The following is a 20264-nucleotide window of genomic DNA, read 5'->3' on the forward strand; positions in this document are numbered from 1 at the left end:
CATGAGGCAGGGGCGGACTGTCGACCTGAACGAATGTCGAGATCGACAATTCAGCGAGTTACCGGTTGTGCTGAAGGCAGTTTGGACGACCGGGTTGGGTCGATAGCGGAAGCCGTCCGATCGTTCTTCAATGCAGTGTTAGGCACAATGTCCTGTCCGCGAGGGCATGCCCGTTCGGACAGGATTTCTGCCTGAGAGCGGATCAGAGAACGTCCCGGCGGTCAGAACGCCAGCTTCATTCCCGCGATGATGGTGCGCGGCGCGCCGGCGAACACCGAACCCGTGGTCCCCGCCAGGACGTTCGCACCGTTCTGCAGGCCCGTGGTCGCGCTGATTGAATTCGCGAGGTTCTGCGCCGAGGCGACGTAGACCGTGTCGAAGACGTTGCGCATCTCGGCATAGGCCGTGAAGCGCTTGGCATAGCCGCCCGTCAGCTCCGTGGCGTAATGGATGTTGGCGTTGACGATGGCGTAGCCCGGCGCCTTGAGCTGGTTGGCGTTGTCGATGAAGAAGTCATCCTGGAACACGGTCTCGACGAAGGCTCCGAGGCCAGCGAGCGGTCCGGCCGGGACGTCGTAGCCGACACGGGCCAGCAACTGGTTGGCCGGGACACCGGGGATCGTCTTGCCGGAGCGGTCGAACCGACGGCTGAGAGACCCGGCGCTCAGCTGCTCGACGTAGCGCGTGTAGATCTGGTCGTCGAAGGTGTAGGCGACCACCGCGCGCCACCCGGGTGCGAAGGCCCAATCGGCCGCGACTTCAATACCTCGGTGTTCGGAGGCCGGCGCGTTGAAGGTGTAGCTCATCAGGCCGGCACCGGGCGACTGCGACACGAGCTCGTTGCGGAAGAACTCGTAGAAGCCGGTCACGCTGAGGCGCAGGGTCTCGACAGGGGTCCAGTCGACGCCGAGATCGAAGCCGAGGTTTTCCTGCGTGCGAAGTTGGGTGTTGTTGCCGGGGATGCCCGCGCTGGTGATGAAGAGATTGCTCGCCGCCGGGGTCGTGTAGCCGGTCGCGACCCGGCCCCGAATCGCCCAGTCCGGGGTCGGCCGATAGACCAGGGCCAGCTCCGGCGCGACGTTCAGGAAGCTGCGGTTGGCATCGGCGACGGTCGTGGTCACGCCCGCGGCCGAATAGGCGTAGGCGACATTGCGCCCCGTGATTGCGGTATTCTCCGCGCTGATGCCGAGGACGCCGGTCCATTGGTCGGAGAGCGCCACCTCGGTACGGGCGCGCCCGCCGAGGTTGGATTGGACGGCTTCCTGGTTCCCGATGAGCGCGCCGAGCAGCGGGCCACCGCCGGGCGCGCGATTGAACGTCGTGATGTGGTTGTCGATGGTGTTGTAGGCCAGCGCCACGTAGCCGACCGCCGGCAGCCCGAACAGGTCGTAGCGCCGGGTCAGGTCGGTCAGGAAGTTCCAGGATGGATAGGAGCCGCGCGAGGAGGTCGTATAAAACGGCTGGTTGAAGTTGCGCTCGTCGAAGCCGAGCTGGGTGCGCCAGGTCGTCTGCGCGTCGAGGTCGTGCTCCCAGCGCAGGGCCACGATGGTGCGCCGGTCGTCGCGTCCGAACCCCGCCTCATCGGCAGTCACGCCTACCGTCCGGCCGAATGCTCCATTCGCGAACAGGTTCGTCAGGGTACACCCCGGCGCCGCCGTCGTCGCCGTCCCGCATCCGCGTTGGTAGGGATTGATCTGGTACTGGTCGAGGGACGCGCGAGCCGGCAGATTCGCACTCAGCGTGTTGTTGATCACCTTGAGAGTGAAGCGGTTGTCCGGCGTCGGTGTGTAGGTCGCCAGCAGGTTGATCGTCTGCGTGTCGTAGGAGCTATGGTCCTGGTAGCCGTTGGCACGGACATCGCTCGCGAACAGGCTGATCTCGACGGGGCCGCTGACGCCGCCGACCGCGAAGTAATTGCTGAGGTAGCCGAAGCTGCCCGCATCGGTGCCGATCTCGAAGCCGTCGATTTCGCGGCCCGTGCGGGTGTGGAAGGCGAGCGCCCCGCCAGTGGCGTAGTTGCCGAACAGCGCCGATTGCGGGCCCCGGAACACGTCGATGCGGCTGTAGGCGCGGGGATCGACGAGATCGAAGCGGGAGGCGCCGTCCGGCTGAGTCAGGATGAAGCCGTCCTCCAGCACGACCGTATTCTTGATCACGCCGGTGGAGCGGGCGTTGTTGCCCCGGATCGAGATCACCACGTCGCGCCCGCCATTGCCCTGGCGCACGGTGACGCCGGGACTGTTGGCGAGAACCGATCCGATGCTGGTGGCCGGCCGGTTCTCGATGATGCCTTCTCGCCCGAGGCTGGTGACCACCTCGCCGACGGGGCGATCGAGGGGTGTCGGAGCGGCGACGGCAGAGGTCGACAGCGCGGTCCGACCACGCCCCTGTCCGAGGCCACCGCCCTGGCCTTCGACGGAGAGTTCTTCCAGGGTCACCGCCTGGCCGTTGGCCTGCGCCTGCGCCACGGAGATTGCGTGGGGGCTTGCGCCGAGGAGTAGGGCCAGCGTGTACGCGTGCCGGCGGGCGCTTGGAAGGCTGAACATGGTGGGAGCTCGTCTGATCGATGAAGGAACCGCGCAGGGCTGCAGCGGTCGGAGAAGTCGAAGGAGATCAGGCGAAGTCGGGCGGAGCGCGGGGCTGCCCCGGGTGGCAGGCCGGCGAAGTCGATGGCGTCGGGGGTGGGATCGGCCAGGACACCGGATGCCAGAGCAGGATCCCGATGGAAGGCGAGCCCGGTGCCACCGTCGGAGGCGTGATCCCGGCGCAGCACAGCTGACACAGGTCGCATCGGGGCAGAGCCGGGGCGGGCACGTCCGCCGTCTCCCGCGCCTCCCCGGTTCCATCGACCGCGTGGCCGCAGATGACGGGATTGCGCAGCGGGTCGGACATTGCCGCGACCATGCGCAGGGCCGCCACTGGCGCGAGCGCCTGCGTCCAGAGCGCAAGCGCGACCAGGACGACGCCGAAGCATCCGCGGAGGCCGAGCGGCAGGGGAAGGACGGTGTGCACGGGAACGCTGCCCGTTCGGTCAGGTCAGGTCCTTGCCCGCGTTCGTAGCGCCTGCCCGCCCAGGTCGAGCACGAGCATGGCGAGAATGACCAGTCCGGTCAGGGGGAACAGGGCCCCGAGAACGAGGACGATCACCGTCACGCCGGCCGCGATCCGCCGGTCGCGCGGCCATGGCGGGATGCCGAGACGGCCGGCCGGGCGGCGCTTCCACCACATTGTCGCGGCGGTGACTGCAAGCAGGATGGTCGCCAGGCAGAAGGCCAGCATCGCAAGTTGGTTGGCCCTCCCCCAGTGCTCACCCTTGTGGATGCCGATTCCGTACTGGATGGCACGGGCAACGCCGCCGAGATCTCCGAAGCGAACGTCGACCAGCGGCTGGCCGGTGTACTGGTCAAGGGAGATCATCCGCTGCCGCGTCACGTCCTTCGGGTAGGCAGCCGCGGCGTAGACGCCGGTCTCGCCCGACGGCAGGGAGACCTCGAAACCGCGTGGCATACCGCGGCTGCGCAGGATCTCGACGGCACGCGCGAGCCCGATGGCAGGGGTGGCGGCCGGCTGCGAGAGGGGCACTGGGGCGTCCTCCATGGCCCATCCGGTGGTGGTCAGCATCTCCCGCATCGGCACGGTCGAGACGGGCTTGTCGGCCCAGAGCGCGCTGGGCTGTCCGACGCCGGCCGCGTTGGACCAGGTACGCAGATGCTGTCCCCACCAGACCGACCAGGGCAAACCGGTCAGGGCGAGGAAGAAGATGCCGGCGCCAGCGGCGAGACCGGTGACGGCATGCAGGTCGCGCCACCAGACGCGTCGGCGCGGCGTACCGCGGATGCCGACGACCCCGCCTCCTCGTTGGCGCGGCCACCACAGATAGATGCCCGTGAGAACCAGGATGACGGTGAACCCGGCGACGACCTCGATGACGCCGTTGGCCACGGGTCCGAAGTAGGCAAGGCTGTGGAGCCGCCGCACCACCATCATGAACTCGTCGTCACGGGCGACCCGGTCGAGCACCGAGCCGTCGTACGGGTTCAAATAGACCAGGATCTTGCGGGGCCCCTCGGCCATCGTCACGACGGCCGCCGCGGATGGATCGGCCGGGTCGGTCAAGGAGACCGGCACGCCGGCCGGGACGGCCTCGGAGGCGTTGAACAGCAGGACGTCCGCACCCAGGGGCGGGCTGTCCTGGGCGGCAACCGTGGTCCGGTACGAGAACAGGGTCGCGTTGACCTCGTCTTTGAACAGGTAGAGCGAGCCGGTGGCGGAAAGCAGGACGAGGAAGGGCAGGCAGAGCAGGCCGGCGTAGAAATGCCAACGCCAGACGGCGCGGTAAATGGCATCCTGAGCTGGGCGGGCCGCAGCCATGACGAAGGCCGCCGCGTCACCTTGAAGGGTTTGAGACATAGGTTCGGGTCCGGGTCTGAACGATCTGGCGAGACGGATCGATCAGGAGGTGGGCGGACCTCTTGGACTGACGGACTGGTCGGGTGGCGCTCGTGCTGCTCTCGGTTCTCCCGCCCGCCAGGCGAGGGGCACCGCATCGCCGGGCGACCAGCGCATGGCGACGAAGGTGAGAACCGGAGCGGGCGCTACAATGCCATGCACCAGGGTGCAGCACGTATGCCGACATGGCAGGCCCTCGTCCGCCGGAGCGTCGGTTCCGACATGCTCGGCACAGATGACCTGATGGAAGCTGACTTGGGAGGCGGGCGCCATCGATATCAATAGCGCCTGCAGGCATAGGGCGTAGAGTACGGCCACGGCGATGACCGCACGACAGACGCCCCAATCTGGCCGCCAAGCGCGCATGGCATGGGCGTAAGGCGCAGTTCCATCCTTCGTCAACGGCGTAGGAGCAATGCGACCGCTATCAGCCGGCATGTGACCTAAAAGCGTCCTGCTAGGGTGAGCCGGACGGCCGTCGGCTCGACCGGATGAAAGTGCCGGTCGGCGACGCCGTCCGCCGCCTCACCCGGCAGGCGCGAGGTGTAGAAGTAGGTGATCTGGTCGGCCTTGGCGTTCGTGAGGTTCAGTACGTCGAGGGAGAGGCTGGTCCCGTTGTCGAAGTTGTAGCCGATGCAGCCGTCGAGGAGCGCGGTAGGCTTCGAGCGCACAGAATTGTCCTCGATCAGCGGACGAGGTCCGAAGTACCAGAAGCGCACCTTCAGCGTATCATCTATTTTGTATCAACTTCGGTCGTTCGACGGTGCAAGCTCCAGGGTCTGAGTAGGGTCTCAACTCGACGCTCCGAACCGTCGGGTAAACCACTGGATACCCGACACATCGTTTAGGTTGCTATCAATCCATCGCGGACGCCGGGAAGGTCCGCGTCCCGGCGGATTGGTGGACGAAGACCTTCGACCGGTTTGGGTGGAGAGCAGTCCGGCTGCTTCCGGTGGCGTGCCGTGCTCAAGCAGACATAAGCCCAAGCGACGGGTGCCTGACGACTAGCTTAGCTGCTCTCACCGGCAAGGCGGCGAATGCTATGAGCCTGGCAGCATCAGCGACCCCTAAAGAAAAGCCCAAGCATTTGCTTTGAACGCGGCAATCAAGATCACCAACTTCATCGCGCCTTTGCGCGATTGCAGAGCTAGAGGTCTGGTCTTTGATAGCCGACCCAAAGTAGCGCTTTCTCACCCCAGAGTTCCGCACTAATTCAACCTAGAGCGTGCGTGGTCGCTTCGGAAAATCGTGCGGTTCCGGGCAGTACAGGTGTGGGGTTGGGGCTGAGCGGCATCATGTCGATGTCTGGCGATCGCGTAGTGCCATCGCGGTCCCCGGTGGCCGAGGTCGCTCTTTACGCCACGGGAAACCTGGACGGCGTCGCTCCCGAGGTCTCGGTACAGGGGCGACGAGGGGACTTACGACGAGGTCGTCACACGGCCATGCCGACGAGGTGACCTATGCCCGCGGTGACTGCCATGGCAGCCGCGCCCCAGAAAGCCACCCGAGCGGTCGCCTTCGGGATCGCGGCACCGCCGACCTTGGCGCCGAGCGCCCCCAGGACGGCAAGGAAAACGAGGGACGCGGCGGAGACCAAGTAAACGACGAGGCCGGTCGGCGAGACCGCGGCCACGAGCAAGGGCAGGGCCGCCCCGGCGGAGAAGGTCGCCGCGGAGGTCAGCGCCGCCTGGACCGGGCGCGCCGTGGTGAACTCCGAGATCCCGAGTTCGTCGCGAGCGTGGGCGCCGAGCGCGTCCTTCGCCATAAGCTGGTCCGCCACCTTCAGGGCGAGGTCGTGATCGAGGCCGCGGGCGACGTAGATCCCCGCGAGCTCGGCCCGCTCCGCTGCCGGGTCCTCTTCGAGCTCGCGTCGCTCCCTCGCTAGGTCGGCCCGCTCTGTGTCCGACTGTGAGCTCACCGAGACGTACTCGCCGGCCGCCATCGACATCGCCCCGGCCACGAGCCCGGCACTGCCGGCGACAAGGATATTCCCTGATGTGGCGGAGGACGCGGCGACGCCGACGATGAGGCTCGCCGTGGAGACGAGGCCGTCGTTGGCGCCGAGCACCGCCGCCCGCAGCCAGCCGATGCGGTCGATCAGGTGGTTCTCCCTGTGGGTGGGGCGCATCGGCGTCAGGGTTCCTTGATGGACGCGGTGGGGGCGTGGCGATCCCGCCCACGGGCGTCGTGACGGACCCAGGACAGGTGATGGCCGTCATCATGCCGGGTGTCACCCCTTTCTGGGGTGATCGGGCGCTTCGGTCAGCAGCAGCAATCGGACCCCGACCCGCTTTTCACGAAGTCCCCGTCGGGGAGCACCGGCCGACCGCTCCTCTCGCCCTCAAGCTCGCGTTCGGCCTGGAGCCAGAATTCGACCTCGTAGCCATGCGGGCGGCCGCGCAGGTTCCAGAGCTCGAAGGCTCGGAGACGAATGTCGCTTTCGGTCCGCGTCGTCTCGGTGGGCATGCTCTGGTCCTCGCGATGGTCGGGATCGAAGGTCATGGGCGCAGCCACTCCTATGCGGAAGGCGTCGCCGGCGAGGTCCTGTGCGAGGCGGCATGACGCTTACCCATCGCTCCCTGGATCAGGGTCGCGATGGCGTAGCCCATGGCGCCGACGGCCAGGGCGGTCGCCAAGGGCGATGTCCCGCCGCGCGCGCCCCGTCCCGGATGTCCGCCACGGCTCGACCGTTCGGCCCTGTGGATGCCCGCCCGCCCGCGGTCGAGGGTATCCTGTGCGAGATGGGTCGCCCGTTCGGCCACGTCGCCGACCGCGTCGCTCGCCCGCGAGAAGATCCGGTCGGCCGCACCCTCGATGCGGCGACCGTCCTCGGTCCCGGGATCCTCGCCGTCCGTGGACTGGCGGTGCTCGTGATGGGGTTTGGTCATGGTCGCTATCCCTTCCGCGGTCTGGGTGTCCCTGCCGGACATCCGGTGTCCGGCAGGGAAAGCGTTTGGCTCAGGCGACGCCGATCTCATTCACGACGGCCGTGGTGCCCGGGGAGGCCCACGCCGTTCCCATGGCCTCGCGGCGCTCCTGCATGGTGCGGACGGTCCCTCCGAGGTACACCGTCCCTTCCTTCGCCGAGACGGTGACGTTCGAGGGATCGAACAGCCACGACCGGTCGAGCGCGGCGTTGATCTTGTCGCTCACGTCGGAGACGTCGACCCGGGGCAGGACCCCGACGAGGTTGTCCACCGCCACGACGCCGGAGATCTGGCGAAGCTCGCGCTCGGCGGCCTCCGACTGGAAGTGGTGGTCGACCTCGCCCGTCAGGGTGATGACGCCCTTCGAGACCTGGATCGAGATGCTGTCCGGCGGCACCGCCACGTTCCAGGCGAGGCGGGAAACCGCGGTGGCCGCGATGTCCTCGTCGGGCCGCTTCAGCGCGTTCGGCACGTTGACCTCGATCTCCTGGACGATGGCCTTGACGCCGCGGACGCGGCGGGCGGCCGCCTCGGAGGCGATCTTCTCGTCGTAGTTCCCGACTTGGCCGGAGAGCGTGACCACCCCGTCCTTCGCCGTGACGCCGATCTCCGACGAGGTCACCGCCGGATCCCAGATGAGTTCGGCCGTGACGCGGTGCTGCAGGCTGGTGTCGTGGGACATGATGGTCTCCTGGAGCGTGCCGGGTTCGACGATGCCGGCGCGGGCTTGCGGCCCAACGCGATGAAAGGCTGTCCGCCGTCCACGTCGAAGCGTGTCCCGGCATCCAGCAGACTAAGTCGGCTGGGTCAGAGCGGTCCTTGATCCAGCGCAAGGATTACGCGCCATCAGATCCGAGGGCATCGGAAGGTCGAACCGCGCGGCTGGGGCGCTTCCCACTCGCCCCCCGTTTGATCTCGATCAAGGACGGGTCCCGGCGGTGAAGAGATCCTCCGGTATGGGATCGGTCGAACCAGTTTTCGACCGGAGATCAGGGGTCTTCCAGGTCATGAACACGCAGGTCGCATCGTGGACCAATGCCGCAGACGACCGGGCGAGGCCGATCTCGGCTCCGCTCGACCCCTTGGTCGAGAGCTTCCGGATGCTGGGGCTCGCCGTCGTCGGTTCGGCGACCGTGATTCGCCTGATGTGGCTGGTCTCCTGAGAGGCGTCGTCGGTCCGGCGGGAGCCTTGCCGATGGCCGTAGCCGGACCCACGCCCCACTGAACCGGAGCCTTCACGTGTCCATGCGTCTCGCCTTATCGATGCTTCTCCTCATCCTAATGGGGACCGTGGCGACCGCCACCGACGGACAGGTACAGCGCGGCCAGACCTTCGTCGGGGCGAACTGCGCCACCTGCCATGCCGTCGGACGGGTCGGCGCGAGCCCGCTCGGCGAGGCGCCCGCGTTCCGGGACCTCCATACGAAGTATCCGGTCGAGGACCTCGGCGAGGCCTTGGCGGAGGGCATCACCACAGGGCATCCGACCATGCCGGAGTTTCAGCTCGAACCCGACCAGATCACGGATGTGTTGGCCTACCTGAAGTCCCTGGAGCGCTGATCGCATCGGGAGGTCGAAACCGTCCCGTCGAGAGCCGGAGGCGGGACTTCGATGTCGAACGCCCAGGCCGTTAGGGGGGCGACGCCGGGCTCGCAATCCCCATGGAACGAGCATCGTCGACGCCGGTCGGGGCGGCTGCGCAAATTTGGATAGCCGGTCCGCGAAATCACTCCGGGCGACGAGGGGGCCTTCGGGAAGGGTCGCGGCAGCCGGCCCCTACATCCCCGTCACGACGGCATCATGCCAACGGACGGAGACGAGACATGCGACATACCCCGATCACGGCCGCCTTCCTGGCCTGCACGATGCTGGCCGCGACGCCGGCGCTTGCGATCACGGTGACCAACCAGGACAAGGGCGAGCACGCCCTCACGGTGGACAAGGGTGAGGCCCAGGCCAATCAGAAGCTGGCCGCGGGGGCCTCGGCCGAGGTCGAGTGCAAGGAAGGCTGCGAGCTTCGCGTCGCCGGTTCCGGATACGGCCGCTCGGTCAACGAGGGCGACAGGCTCGTCATCACGGACGGAATGATCCGCTTCGCCGACGAGGACATCGTCACCGGGTCGACCAAAGCGACGAAGTGACGAGACGGGATTTCAGCCCACCCTCTGCGGGTCGAGGCAACATCGCCTCGACCCTTCGGCGATACCGGAGCCCCCACACCATGCCGAGCCATGCCTGCATCGACCCGCAGGACCAGTACGCCCAGGCCGAGGTCCTGGTCACCTTCGAGACGATGGCCGACGGGGTCCGACTGGTCTCGGCGCACGACGCCTTCGACGACGACATCCTCCCCGAACTTGAGGACCTCCAGCGTCGGGCGCTCGAAAGCGAGATCATCGACGATTACCGGCGTCCCCGCGGGTCCCGGCCGCCGATGGGGGCTCGTGACGCCGGATCCGGCGGTAGACTGCGGAAGGAAGCGAGCCGTCAGTCCGGGACGGGCTTCGACGGGGCGACGCCGACCGCCACGGCGATGGCCTCGATCCGCGTCGATTGCGCGGCCAGAACGCCTTCAAGACGCTCCAACCGGATTCGGTCGAGCTTGTCGTGCAGGGCCATGATCTCGACCTCCGCCTTCAGGTTGATCTCGTAGTCGAGGCCGGCGGCCACCCGGTCCCGGGCCGCCTGGCGGTTCTGGGACATGAGGATCACCGGCGCCTGGAGGGCGGCGACCATCGACAGGATCAGGTTCAGGAAGATGTACGGATAGGGATCGAAGGCGCCGGCGCGGGACAGGACGACGGTGTTCACCACGACCCAGGCGACCAGCATCCCCGTGAAGACCAGGATGAAGCCCCAGGAGCCGCCCATCTGCGCCACGCGGTCCGCGAGGCGCTCGCCGAACGTCTGGTGCTCGACGAGGACGCTGTTCACGTCCCGGGCCACATGCCGCCGCTTGGCGATGAGGAGGATGACCCGCCGCTCGCGTTCGGACAGCCCGTCCAGTCCCGCCTCCATCAACTGGCGGGCGAGCTGGGTGACCGCGGCGTCGGCGGGCGGCCTACCGGCATCGGCCGCCTTGGCGCGGTCGACGATGGGGGTCTCGTGGCCCGGCGGGACTTGCTCGCCCATCAGTGGCTCAGGAGGCTGCAGATCGGGGCGTACCGCAGGACGTCCCGGGTGACGCCGCCGACGACCATCTCGCGCACGCGGCCATGGCCCCGTAGGCACCCATGACGATCAGGTCCGTCGCGCCCTCGGATGCCAGGTCGAGCAGGGCTTCCCCGTCGCTCTCTCCGTCCGACCGATGTTCGGCGGACGTCGCGTCGATCCCGTGCGTGGCGAGGTAGGCGGCCACGTCCGCGGCGCCGGATATCCCATCCGCGCCCGTGACCGCGACGACGTCGACGCGGCTGGCCATTCGCAGGATCGGCAGGGCGTCGAAGACCGCGCGACGCGCTTCACGCGTATCCTTCCACGCCACCATGACGCGTCGGGCTTCGAGGTGGTCGATGCCGGGTGGCACCACCAGCACCGGACGTCCCGCCGCGAGGACAACGGAGGCGGGATCGAGCGGGCGCATGCATGCGGTACCCTCGTTCCCGTTTCTCTGACCGACCACGATCAGGTCGGCCGCGCGCGCGTGGCTCGTCAGGTAAGCAAGCCCAGGCTCCGGGGCGGAGCGCCACGAGACCCGGCTGCGGCTGCCGACGGCATCGCGGAACAGGTCGTGCGCTTGGGCAAGCCCGTCGAGGACGGATTGCCGCAAGAGGCCCGGAAGCAGGGCGGAGGCGCCCATTGGGCCGACCTGCGCGGCGCCTTGATCGGGCGATTGCGCGGCGACGCCTATCGTCCGGCCTTCGAAGGCATCCGCGAGGCGGGCGGCGATCCCGACGCGCCCGCGCGCATCGCCGCCGAGATCGACGGACACCATGATGCTGGCATAGGTCATGGGGGCAGGTCCCGATTGGCTTCCGATAAGCGGAGAGTGCCATCCATCGACGATGCCGGCTTTGACCCAACGCAAATCGGTCGTCCGGGCCGAGGCCGAACGCGATCCGATCTCCCCAGGCACGCCCTGCCGGTCTCCCCCCGGTGGCGGCCCGGACTGCCGCGGCGTGATTGATCCATCGCAAGGACGAGGGCACCCCCGGGCTTCTACGCTGACCTCCACGCCTGCACGGTCGACGCTTCGCGTCGGGCCATGGCGGAAGGGAATTCGTGATGACCTGTCCCCGCGCCGTCGAGGCCCTGACCAAGCAGCGTGACCGTCTCGTCGAGGTGCTTCGCCTGATCGACGACGGACGCTGGTGGACCGGGGACGACACCTGCATGGTCGACGAGGACGAGGTCTGCCAGCAGGCCGACAGGATCGGGGCCGCCCTGGACGTGGTCGAGCGCCTCGCCGGCGAGATGGCCGCCGAGGACGGCACCGGCACCGGTTCGCAACTGGCCGCGAGGGTCAGGCATGGTGTTCCGGTTCTTCGCGCCTCCGAAGACCTCGGGATCCCGGAAGACCTCGGCCCGTTCTCTCCCGGCCCGGTCGACCCCCATCCGAACGAGATACACGAATCCGAGGGATACGAGAGGCGGGCCAAGGAGCTCGCCGGCGGTGTAGCGAAGTCGGCCTGACGGACTTGAGCGCCCCCGCCCGGAAGGGGGCGCTCGACCTCGTTCGGGTCACGCGTCCTGCAGGTCGTGCAGGGCACGGTACGCCTTGAACAGCACGCGGGGATCGAACTTGCCCTGGTAGACGGCGGGCGGCTCGCGACCGAGCCCGAGCAGGCCGTAGACCGCGGCCTGCGCCGAGCGGATCGAGTATTCGACCGTGAACACCACGTCGTCGGGCAGCTCGCAGAACTGGCCCATGAGCCCAAGGTTCGTCGTGCCCTTAGGGATCACCTGTGGCCGGTCGCCAGGCTCGCGCGGCAGGAACTGGCTTGTGATGAAGGGCATCATGCACGGGATGCAGATGGCCTTGTCAAGGATGCCGGCCGCCTCCGCCTCGATCCGCATGTGGCCGAGGATCTCGGTCATGATCTCTCGGCCGGTGCAGGCCGACATCGGCTTCTTGACGAAGTTGCCCGGCTCGTCGACCGCGAGCCCGTAACCCCAGAACACGCCGACGCCCTCGGGCTGGCCGATGAAGTGTGGCTGGAACGGGATGACGATGGAGGCGAACCAGTTCGAGTGCGGGAAGGTGACGAGGCCGCCCTCGCCGGGCACGTTCCCGGTGAAGTCGCGGACTATGCGCAGGAATGTCGGGTCATGCAGGGTGGTTGTGAAGGACAGCCACTTGGACTGGTCGATGTGGTCGCTGAAGACCTCGGGGTGTCCGAACTCGGGGCGGCCCGTCGCCAAGCGCTCCCACAGCGTCCAGGCGCCGCCGTCCGTCTTGCCCTTGAGGACGGGGGCGCTGTCCATGCCGCCGAGGGACGACCCTTCGGTCATCGAGCCCAGGGTGACGAGGACGATGTCTTCGGCACGCACACGGATCTCGCCGGCCACGCCGCGATGCTCGGTGAGGATGCGGGAGACGCTCCGGGTACCCTCCTGTCCGACGAGCCCCACGTCGGTCACCCGGGTGTCGAAGGCGAAGACCACGCCGCGCTCGTCGAGCCACTTGCGCAACGGTAGCACCATCGAATCGTACTGGTTGTAGACCGTCCGCATGATGCCGTGCAGGCGGTTGAAGCCCGAGACCATGTGGGCGAACCGGACGAGGTAGCGCTTGAACTCGACCGCGCCGTGCCAGGGCTGGAAGGCGAAGGTCGTGCACCACATGAACCAGAAATTCGTCTCGAAGAACGACGGGTCGAACTGGTCGGCGATGGTGGTTTTCCCGAGCATCGATTCCGGCAGGAGGGCAAGCCGTTCGATGGTCAGGATGTGCCCTTCGTCGAGGCCGAACTGCGGGGCGGTCAGACGCTGGCCGTCGCTGACCAGGCGCGCCTTCGACGAGGTTTTCATTGTCTCGTTCCAGGCGAAGGTCTCCTGGGTCACGGTCCGGGTGCCGTCGAGCGTCGGGATCGAGGCGAACAGATCGAAGGTGCAGAGGTACTTAGCTTCCAGCATGCGGCCGCCGCGCAGGACGTAGCCGGCCGTCGGATTGCCCGATCCGTCGAGGCTGCCTCCGAGGACGCCGCTCTCCTCGATCACGGTGATGTCGCAACCGGGCATGTCGCCGTCCCGGATGAGGAACGCCGCCGCGGCAAGCGAGGCGATGCCGCCGCCGACGAGGTAGGCCTTCCGGTCTATGCGGGCGATGGATGCGGCATGGGCCATGCGGTGTCTTGCCTTCAGGTACGTCTTCGAAGTGTCGGACGAGACTATTCGAAGGCCCCTCCGCGTCTTTGATCCAAGACAAAGCTGCCTCTTGGGATGGGGCGCATAGACGGTCCGCGATGGATCGGAGCCGGTTGCTCGACATCGGACGAAGGAAATTTCCGATGCGTCTTCCCGCCCTGTTGCTGTCCGCCGTGTTTGCGTTGGCGATGACCGGGGTCGGCTTCGCGCAGGCCACGCTGCTGAACGACGACGTGAACAGTGCGAACAATCCCGGCACCGAGAAGGTCGTCCCGCCGGACCGGGTCGAGGCCCTGGACTGCACCTGCCGCACCACGCCGGCGGATGGCGCCGCCCCGACCAAGCCGGAAAGCGACGCCGCGCCGGGCGACCGGCTCATCGACTGCAGCTGCCACAAGACCGTTCCGGACACGACCGGGACCCTGGCCATCGTCCCGGGCCCTGCAGGCGACGCCGTCGTGCCGTCGCGCTGAACGCCGTCGCGACCTTCGTTCCCGCTCGCCCAACCCCAGACATCTCGGAGATCATCATGTCCAAGGCCATCGGCATCGACCTCGGCACCACCAATTCCTGCGTCGCCGTCCTCGACGGCGCCAAGGCGCAGGTCATCGAGAACGCAGAAGGCGGCCGCACCACGCCGTCCATCGTCGCCTTCACGGAGAGCGGCGAGGTCCTGGTGGGCCAGCCAGCCAAGCGCCAGGGCATCACGAATCCGGAAAACACCATCTCGGCGATCAAGCGCCTGATCGGCCGTCGCTACGACGATCCGCTGACCGAGAAGGACAAGGCCATGGTCGGCTACAAGATCGTGCCGGGCCCCAACGGCGACGCCTGGGTCGATGTGCGGGGCAAGACCTACAGCCCGAGCCAGATTAGCGCCTACATCCTGACGAAGATGAAGGAGACCGCGGAGGCCTTCCTAGGCGAGAAGGTGACCAAGGCGGTCATCACCGTTCCGGCCTACTTCAACGACGCGCAGCGCCAGGCGACCAAGGACGCCGGTCGCATCGCCGGGCTGGAGGTGCTCCGCATGATTAACGAGCCCACGGCGGCGGCCCTGGCCTACGGGCTCGACAAGAAGGGCAGCGGCAAGGTCGGCGTCTACGACCTCGGCGGCGGCACCTTCGACGTCTCGTTCCTTGAGATCGGCGACGGCGTGTTCGAGGTGAAGTCCACCAACGGCGATACCTTCCTCGGCGGCGAGGACTTCGACAACCGCATCGTCGACTACCTCGTCGACGAGTTCCGCAAGGAAAGCGGCATCGACCTGCGCAAGGACCGGCTCGCCCTGCAGCGCCTCAAGGACGCAGCCGAGAAGGCCAAGATCGAACTGTCCTCGGCGACCCAGACCGAGGTGAACCTGCCCTTCGTCACGGCCGACCAGAACGGGCCGAAGCACCTCGCGATCAAGCTCAGCCGCGCCAAGCTCGAAGCCCTCGTCGCCGACCTGATCGAGCGGACGACCGCGCCGTGCAAGGCGGCGTTCAAGGACGCGAACCTCGACGTGTCGCAGATCGACGAGGTCGTCCTCGTCGGCGGCCAAACCCGGATGCCGAAGGTGCAGGACACAGTACAGGCGCTGTTCGGGCGCGAGCCGCACAAGGGCGTGAACCCCGACGAAGTCGTGGCCATCGGCGCGGCGATCCAGGCGGGCGTGCTCCAGGGCGACGTCAGCGACGTCCTGCTCCTCGACGTCACCCCGCTCTCGCTCGGCATCGAGACGCTCGGCGGCGTGCTGACCAAGCTGATCGAACGCAACACCACGATCCCGACGAAGCGGAGCCAGACCTTCTCGACCGCGGCCGACGCCCAGCCGGCGGTGACGATCCGGGTTTTCCAGGGCGAGCGCGAGATGGCGGCCGACAACAAGATGCTCGGCCAGTTCGACCTCGTCGGCATCCCGCCCGCGCCGCGGGGCCAGCCACAGATCGAGGTAACCTTCGACATCGACGCCAACGGCATCGTCAACGTCTCGGCCAAGGACAAGGCCAGCGGCAAGGAACAGACGATCCGCATCGAGGCCTCGAGCGGCCTCGACGAGGCGGCGATCCAGCGGCTGGTGCGCGAGGCTGAGACCCATGCCGGCGCCGACAAGGTGCGCAAGGAACTGGTCGAGGCCGGCAACCACGCCGACGTCGCGATCTACACGACCGAGAAGAGCCTCAAGGATGCGGAGGGTCAGGTCGCCGCCGACGTGAAGGCCGAGGTCGAGCAGGCGCTGACGGCGGCGCGGGATTCGATCACGGGCGGTGACATAGGGCGCATCAGGACAGCGACCGAACGCCTGAACCAGACGGCCCTGCGCCTGGGCGAGCGCCCGACCGCGCTCAAGCCCCCGTCATCGGACCCCGAGATCGTCGATGCCGAGTTCGAGGAAGCCCCGGGCGATGCCGCACGCCATCGGCCGGCGGCATGACCGGCCCATCACCTGAAGGGGTTCGCGAGATGGACGAGAGCACGAACGACGCCGTGTCCCCCATTGGGGAGGCTGCGGATCTCGCGGCCCTCCAGGCCGAGAACGCATCGTTGCAGGATCGCCTGATGCGGGCGCTCGCCGAGACCGAGAACGTTCGGCGGCGTGGCGAGCGCAGTGTCGAGGACGCGAGGAAGTTCGCGGTCCAGAGCCTGGCGGGCGCACTCCTACCGGTTGCGGACAACCTCGGCCGGGCGGTCGCGGCGGCCATGGGTGGCCAAGAGGTCGGTCCGGCGGCCCATGCGTCCCTGCTCGAAGGCGTCGGGGCGACCGAGCGGACGCTGACCGACGCCCTCGAACGCTTCGGCATCCATCGTATCCCGGCCCTCGGGATGCGCTTCGATCCGAAGGCGCACGAGGCGATGCGCGAGGTCGAGGATGTGACCCACCCGGCGGGAACCGTCATCGATGTCATGGAGGACGGCTTCACCCTCCATGACCGTCTGCTGCGACCGGCCCGCGTAAGCGTCGCCAAGGTGCCTTCCGCTGCCGGCGCGTCAGGCTGACGTGCCGTGATCGGTCCAGAGATCATCCCGACCCGGAGGAAGCCGCAGTGAGCGAAGATCCGTACAAGGTCCTCGGCGTGGCGCGGGACGTCTCCGAGGCGGACCTGCGCAAGGCCTATCGGAAGCTCGCCAAGAAGCTGCATCCCGACTTGAACCCCGGCAACAAAAAAGCCGAGGAAGGCTTCAAGGCGGTGGCGACCGCCTACGACCTGCTGAACGATCCGGCCAAGCGCGCCCAGTTCGACCGTGGCGAGATCGACGCGTCCGGAAGCGAGCGCCCGCGGCAACCGTACTATCGCGAGCAGGCCGAACGCGACGCCGGCCATCCGTACGGCGGCGATCAGGGATTTGGGGATTTCGGCGGCGAGGACATCTTCGCGCAGATGTTCGGGCGTGCCGGGCGTGCCGACCCGAACCGGTCCGGGGCGGATGTCCGGTACCGGGTGGAGCTCGATTTCCTGGAAGCGTTTAACGGCGGGATGCGCACGCTGACGCTGCCGGACGGCCCGGCCCTGGACGTGACGATCCCGCCCGGCACGCGGACGGGGCAGACCCTGCGCCTGCGCGGCAAGGGCGAGCCTAGCTTCGGCAAGGGGCCTCCCGGCGACGCCCTGATCGAGATCGAGGTCCGTTCCCACCCCGTCTTCAAGCTCAAGGGCGAGAATATTCACGTCGAGCTGCCGCTCTCGCTCCGCGATGCGGTTCTCGGCGGCCGGGTCAGCGTTCCTACGGCGTCCGGCCCGGTCGCCATGACGGTTCCGAAGTGGAGCAACGCAGGCGCCGTGCTCCGCTTGAGGGGGAAGGGCATGGTCCGTTCGGGCGCCGCCGCTGGCGACGAGTACGTCACGCTGCGCCTGACCCTGCCGGCCGAGCCGGATGCGGAACTGCTGGACTTCGTCTCTCGCTGGGGGGCGACGGAGCATCGGAAGACCGAGCAAAACGAGGATGCGCGATGATGGAGATGCGTGAGTTCCAGTTCCGCGCGCGCGTGGAAACGGATGTGCTCCATGGGTGGGTCGACACCGGCTGGCTCGTCCCCGACGAATCGGAGGGGCGCTGGACCTTTCACGATATCGATCTCGGTCGGGCTCAGCTGATCCAGGACCTGGAGAGGGATTTCGGCGTGAACGGCGAGGGCATCATCCTCATCTTGGATCTCGTCGACCGGATGAGCGGCATGCGCCGCACCCTCGGCCATCTCGCCTTGGCGATTCAACGGGCGCCGGACCACATCCGGGACCGGATCGCCGATGGCGTCCGTGAGGTGGGGCGACACGCCTGGGACGGGACCACCTGAACGGGTTCGGTCAGCCAATGACGTGTCCGGGGTCGATGCGGACGATGGATACAGTGCCTTGAAAGCTTGAGCGGCTTGGTCCTCGCCTAGGGGATTGCCGGAGCCGGGTAACTTGTTGCTTCTTGGGCGGGTGCTGTCGCCTGCCCAAGCGGAATGGAACGACGAGCTTCCATGGCCGTCAGCAGGGCGTCGAGCGCGGCAGCCACCACGATGCCGAACCCGAGGACGACCGGCATCGAGACCGCGGGCTCGCTCATCGGTGGTGCGATGACCGCGTCGACCGGAACGAGGGCCCGTTGCAGGACCCAAGGCGAGACGGCAACCCAGGCGCCTAGCACGCCTGAAACCCACCGCGTCCACGGCTCCGGTTCGGGCCCGTCGAGGTAGGCCAGGCCCATGACGGCGAACCCGCATGCGAAGGCGCTCAGTGCGGCGGGGAAGTTCCCCGTGTCGAAGCACAGGAACGGTGTCACGACGACGAGCGCCCCAAGGACGGCCGAGATGCCGTCGAGCATGCCCCCGGGGTCGTCCTGCCTCTGCGGATGCCGTCCGTATTCCCTGGTCATCGTCGCATGGTCCTGGAGCTCCGCTCCGAGGCATGGCCCGGGAAGGCTTTGCGCGGAGGTTTGAGGCAACGAACATACGGCTTGGGCCGCAGGACTTCTTTGATCGAGCGCAAGGTTTCGGGCCGACCCCCTTCATCCCCGAGCGCGTGAATCGTGCATCGCTCGCCGAGCATTCGCCGGAAGCATTTTTGAATAGCGGTTCGGCGAAGTCGCTTGGGGCGTTCGTGGCGAGCGTCGCCTAAGGCTTGCCCGTCGATGCCGCAGGGCGACACGCGAGAGCACGCTCCGCCTGGCGAGCAATCGAAACCGGGGCTTGCCTCGAACGACGGGGAGTTCCTAGCATGTCGTATCCTGCAATCGGCTCCTCCGACGGAGGCATCGCCTCGACCGTCCAACCGGCAATCGAACATCCCGGGCCGACGCCGCCGACCGACCTCAAGCCTCTATTCCTCCTGTCGTGGCTGCTCTGCGCGGTCTTCTATTTCTTCCAGTACGCGGTGCGTTCGGCGCCCGGGGTTATGCAGGCCGACCTGACCTCGGCCTGGGGCGCCAACCACATCGGGACGATGATCTCGGCCTATTACGTGGCCTACGCCGTAATGGCCCTGGCCGCGGGCGTCCTCCTGGACCGGTACGGCGCCCACCGGACCATCCCGTACGGCATCGGCGTCGTCGGCCTCGGCTGCCTCGTCTTCGCTCAGGGAAGCGAGTTGGCCGGTATGGTCGGATTCATCCTCCAGGCGACTGGGGCGATCTTCGCCTTCGTCGGCTCGTCCTATGTGGCGGCCCGGTACCTGCCGACGCGCATGCTGGCGCTGTTCATCGGCCTCACCCAATGCCTCGGCATGGCCGGCGCGGCGTTCGGCTCGAAGCCGGTCCACATGGCCATCGACCCGGCCGGCAGCTTCAACGTCCCCTGGCAGCACGTGTGGGTCGCCTTCGCCGTGATGGGCTTCGCGCTCGCCCTCGCGACCTGGTTCGTGATGCCGCGCGAGACCGGCGACAGCCCGAGCCATCACGCCGAGTTCTCGGTCTCAGGCCTGCTCCACCCGTTCAAGGTCATTCTCGGCAATCCGCAGAGCTGGCTCGCCGGCATCGTCGGGGGCCTGCTGTTCCTGCCCACCACCATCGGCGCCCTGGTCTGGGCCACCTCGTTCCTCCATGCCGGCGAGAACCTGTCGATGGCGGAGGCCGCGTCGGACGCCGCCATGGTGCCCATCGGCTGGGTCATCGGCTGCCCGCTCCTCGGATACGTCTCGGACAGGCTCGGCCGCCGCAAGCCGGTGCTGCTGGGCGGTGCCCTGCTGATGCTCGCGGCGGGCCTCACGGCCATCTACGTCCCAGTCGGGACCCTGCCGCGCTACTCGGTGGCCCTAGTGCTCGGCATCGCCTCCGGGGCGGCCATGATCCCGTTCTCGATGATGAAGGAGACCAACCCGGCCCAGGTGAAGGGCACGGCGGCCGGGGTGATGAACTTCCTCGTCTTCGTGACGACGGGGATCATGTCGCCGTTCATCTCCCACCTGATGCTGCCCCGGCAGGGCGTCCCGTTGACCCTGCCCGACTTCCAGACCGCCTTCCTGCCCCTGGTGGGCGGCGTCGTCCTGGCCCTGGTCCTCGCCCTGTTCCTCCGGGAGACCGGCACGGCCGAACGGGGACCGCTGACGCAGGGCAAGGGCAAGCCGTCCGCCCGGACCCTCGCCCCGGCCTGACCGGCGGCAACGCCGAAGCCAATCCCCT

21 protein-coding genes and 1 pseudogene are annotated in these 20264 nt (G+C 67.7%); 10 read left to right on the forward strand and 12 right to left on the reverse strand.

The features are described 5' to 3' along the window. Window positions 1–221 precede the first annotated feature (221 nt). The 8 genes and pseudogenes from AC1MGR_RS11520 to AC1MGR_RS11555 all read right to left on the reverse strand — a co-directional run bounded on the left by AC1MGR_RS11520 (window position 222) and on the right by AC1MGR_RS11555 (window position 8058). Window positions 222–2546, reverse strand: a complete 2325-nt coding sequence (locus tag AC1MGR_RS11520) for a TonB-dependent receptor family protein (RefSeq protein WP_480234614.1) — start codon at window positions 2544–2546, stop codon at window positions 222–224. A gap of 67 nt (window positions 2547–2613) precedes the next feature. After that, window positions 2614–3012 (reverse strand): hypothetical protein, encoded by a 399-nt coding sequence (locus AC1MGR_RS11525; RefSeq protein WP_480234615.1) that lies wholly within the window; start codon window positions 3010–3012, stop codon window positions 2614–2616. A 24-nt stretch (window positions 3013–3036) separates the two neighbouring features. Then, a complete protein-coding gene (locus AC1MGR_RS11530) occupies window positions 3037–4410 on the reverse strand; it encodes a PepSY-associated TM helix domain-containing protein (protein ID WP_480234616.1) in 1374 nt (457 codons plus the stop codon). A 482-nt stretch (window positions 4411–4892) separates the two neighbouring features. Next, window positions 4893–5168: pseudogene (locus AC1MGR_RS11535) on the reverse strand (TonB-dependent receptor); the annotation flags it as partial. 713 nt (window positions 5169–5881) lie between these two features. Then, window positions 5882–6577, reverse strand: a complete 696-nt coding sequence (locus AC1MGR_RS11540; protein ID WP_480234617.1) for a VIT1/CCC1 transporter family protein — start codon at window positions 6575–6577, stop codon at window positions 5882–5884. Between the two features lie 134 nt (window positions 6578–6711). Continuing rightward, complete coding sequence (locus tag AC1MGR_RS11545) at window positions 6712–6951, reverse strand: DUF2934 domain-containing protein (RefSeq protein ID WP_480234618.1); 240 nt, start codon at window positions 6949–6951, stop codon at window positions 6712–6714. Window positions 6952–6965: 14 nt separating this feature from the next. Beyond that, the gene (locus AC1MGR_RS11550) at window positions 6966–7337 is read right to left on the reverse strand and encodes a hypothetical protein (RefSeq protein ID WP_480234619.1); all 372 of its coding nucleotides are present in this window, start codon (window positions 7335–7337) and stop codon (window positions 6966–6968) included. Between the two features lie 70 nt (window positions 7338–7407). Then, window positions 7408–8058, reverse strand: a complete 651-nt coding sequence (locus tag AC1MGR_RS11555; RefSeq protein WP_480234620.1) for a BON domain-containing protein — start codon at window positions 8056–8058, stop codon at window positions 7408–7410. A 325-nt stretch (window positions 8059–8383) separates the two neighbouring features. Here AC1MGR_RS11555 and AC1MGR_RS11560 point away from each other — a divergent pair, with 325 nt between their 5' ends. From AC1MGR_RS11560 to AC1MGR_RS11570, 3 genes are all read left to right on the forward strand, one after another. Then, window positions 8384–8539 carry a hypothetical protein gene (locus AC1MGR_RS11560; RefSeq protein WP_480234621.1) on the forward strand — a complete coding sequence of 52 codons (156 nt, stop codon included), beginning with the start codon at window positions 8384–8386 and terminating at the stop codon, window positions 8537–8539. 82 nt (window positions 8540–8621) lie between these two features. After that, window positions 8622–8936 (forward strand): c-type cytochrome, encoded by a 315-nt coding sequence (locus tag AC1MGR_RS11565; RefSeq protein ID WP_480234622.1) that lies wholly within the window; start codon window positions 8622–8624, stop codon window positions 8934–8936. Window positions 8937–9199: 263 nt separating this feature from the next. Then, window positions 9200–9517, forward strand: a complete 318-nt coding sequence (locus AC1MGR_RS11570; RefSeq protein WP_480234623.1) for a hypothetical protein — start codon at window positions 9200–9202, stop codon at window positions 9515–9517. Between the two features lie 346 nt (window positions 9518–9863). Here the strand turns inward: AC1MGR_RS11570 and AC1MGR_RS11575 are convergent, their stop codons facing one another. Next, window positions 9864–10508 (reverse strand): DUF1003 domain-containing protein, encoded by a 645-nt coding sequence (locus AC1MGR_RS11575; protein ID WP_480234624.1) that lies wholly within the window; start codon window positions 10506–10508, stop codon window positions 9864–9866. Window positions 10509–10515: 7 nt separating this feature from the next. After that, window positions 10516–11328, reverse strand: a complete 813-nt coding sequence (locus tag AC1MGR_RS11580; RefSeq protein ID WP_480234625.1) for a universal stress protein — start codon at window positions 11326–11328, stop codon at window positions 10516–10518. A 272-nt stretch (window positions 11329–11600) separates the two neighbouring features. Here AC1MGR_RS11580 and AC1MGR_RS11585 point away from each other — a divergent pair, with 272 nt between their 5' ends. Continuing rightward, window positions 11601–12008, forward strand: coding sequence for a hypothetical protein (locus AC1MGR_RS11585; RefSeq protein WP_480234626.1), 408 nt, complete (start codon window positions 11601–11603; stop codon window positions 12006–12008). A 48-nt stretch (window positions 12009–12056) separates the two neighbouring features. Here AC1MGR_RS11585 and AC1MGR_RS11590 read toward each other — a convergent pair whose 3' ends face one another. Then, the gene (locus tag AC1MGR_RS11590; protein WP_480234627.1) at window positions 12057–13661 is read right to left on the reverse strand and encodes an oleate hydratase; all 1605 of its coding nucleotides are present in this window, start codon (window positions 13659–13661) and stop codon (window positions 12057–12059) included. Between the two features lie 164 nt (window positions 13662–13825). On the opposite strand from AC1MGR_RS11590, the gene AC1MGR_RS11595 reads away from it, so the two are divergent. Genes AC1MGR_RS11595 through AC1MGR_RS11615 form a run of 5 tightly spaced genes read left to right on the forward strand, consistent with a single transcriptional unit; the run spans window position 13826 to window position 17958 of the window. Then, window positions 13826–14155, forward strand: coding sequence for a hypothetical protein (locus tag AC1MGR_RS11595; protein ID WP_480234628.1), 330 nt, complete (start codon window positions 13826–13828; stop codon window positions 14153–14155). A gap of 56 nt (window positions 14156–14211) precedes the next feature. Next, window positions 14212–16098 carry a molecular chaperone DnaK gene (gene dnaK / locus AC1MGR_RS11600; RefSeq protein ID WP_480234629.1) on the forward strand — a complete coding sequence of 629 codons (1887 nt, stop codon included), beginning with the start codon at window positions 14212–14214 and terminating at the stop codon, window positions 16096–16098. 29 nt (window positions 16099–16127) lie between these two features. Beyond that, window positions 16128–16661 (forward strand): nucleotide exchange factor GrpE, encoded by a 534-nt coding sequence (locus tag AC1MGR_RS11605; protein ID WP_480234630.1) that lies wholly within the window; start codon window positions 16128–16130, stop codon window positions 16659–16661. Window positions 16662–16708: 47 nt separating this feature from the next. Beyond that, window positions 16709–17617, forward strand: coding sequence for a DnaJ C-terminal domain-containing protein (locus AC1MGR_RS11610; RefSeq protein ID WP_480234631.1), 909 nt, complete (start codon window positions 16709–16711; stop codon window positions 17615–17617). Beyond that, the gene (locus AC1MGR_RS11615) at window positions 17614–17958 is read left to right on the forward strand and encodes a chaperone modulator CbpM (protein WP_480234632.1); all 345 of its coding nucleotides are present in this window, start codon (window positions 17614–17616) and stop codon (window positions 17956–17958) included. Before AC1MGR_RS11610 ends, AC1MGR_RS11615 begins: the two co-directional genes overlap by 4 nt. 86 nt (window positions 17959–18044) lie before the next feature. On the opposite strand, the gene AC1MGR_RS11620 is transcribed toward AC1MGR_RS11615, so the two are convergent. Next, on the reverse strand, window positions 18045–18473 hold the full coding sequence (locus AC1MGR_RS11620; protein ID WP_480234633.1) for an SPW repeat domain-containing protein: 429 nt from the start codon (window positions 18471–18473) through the stop codon (window positions 18045–18047). A gap of 392 nt (window positions 18474–18865) precedes the next feature. Between AC1MGR_RS11620 and AC1MGR_RS11625 the strand changes: the two genes are divergently transcribed. Continuing rightward, window positions 18866–20236: an MFS transporter gene (locus tag AC1MGR_RS11625; RefSeq protein WP_480234634.1), complete on the forward strand. Its 1371-nt coding sequence runs from the start codon at window positions 18866–18868 to the stop codon at window positions 20234–20236. Window positions 20237–20264: the final 28 nt, after the last annotated feature.

It is taken from the genome of Methylobacterium sp. BI1 (assembly GCF_056680125.1).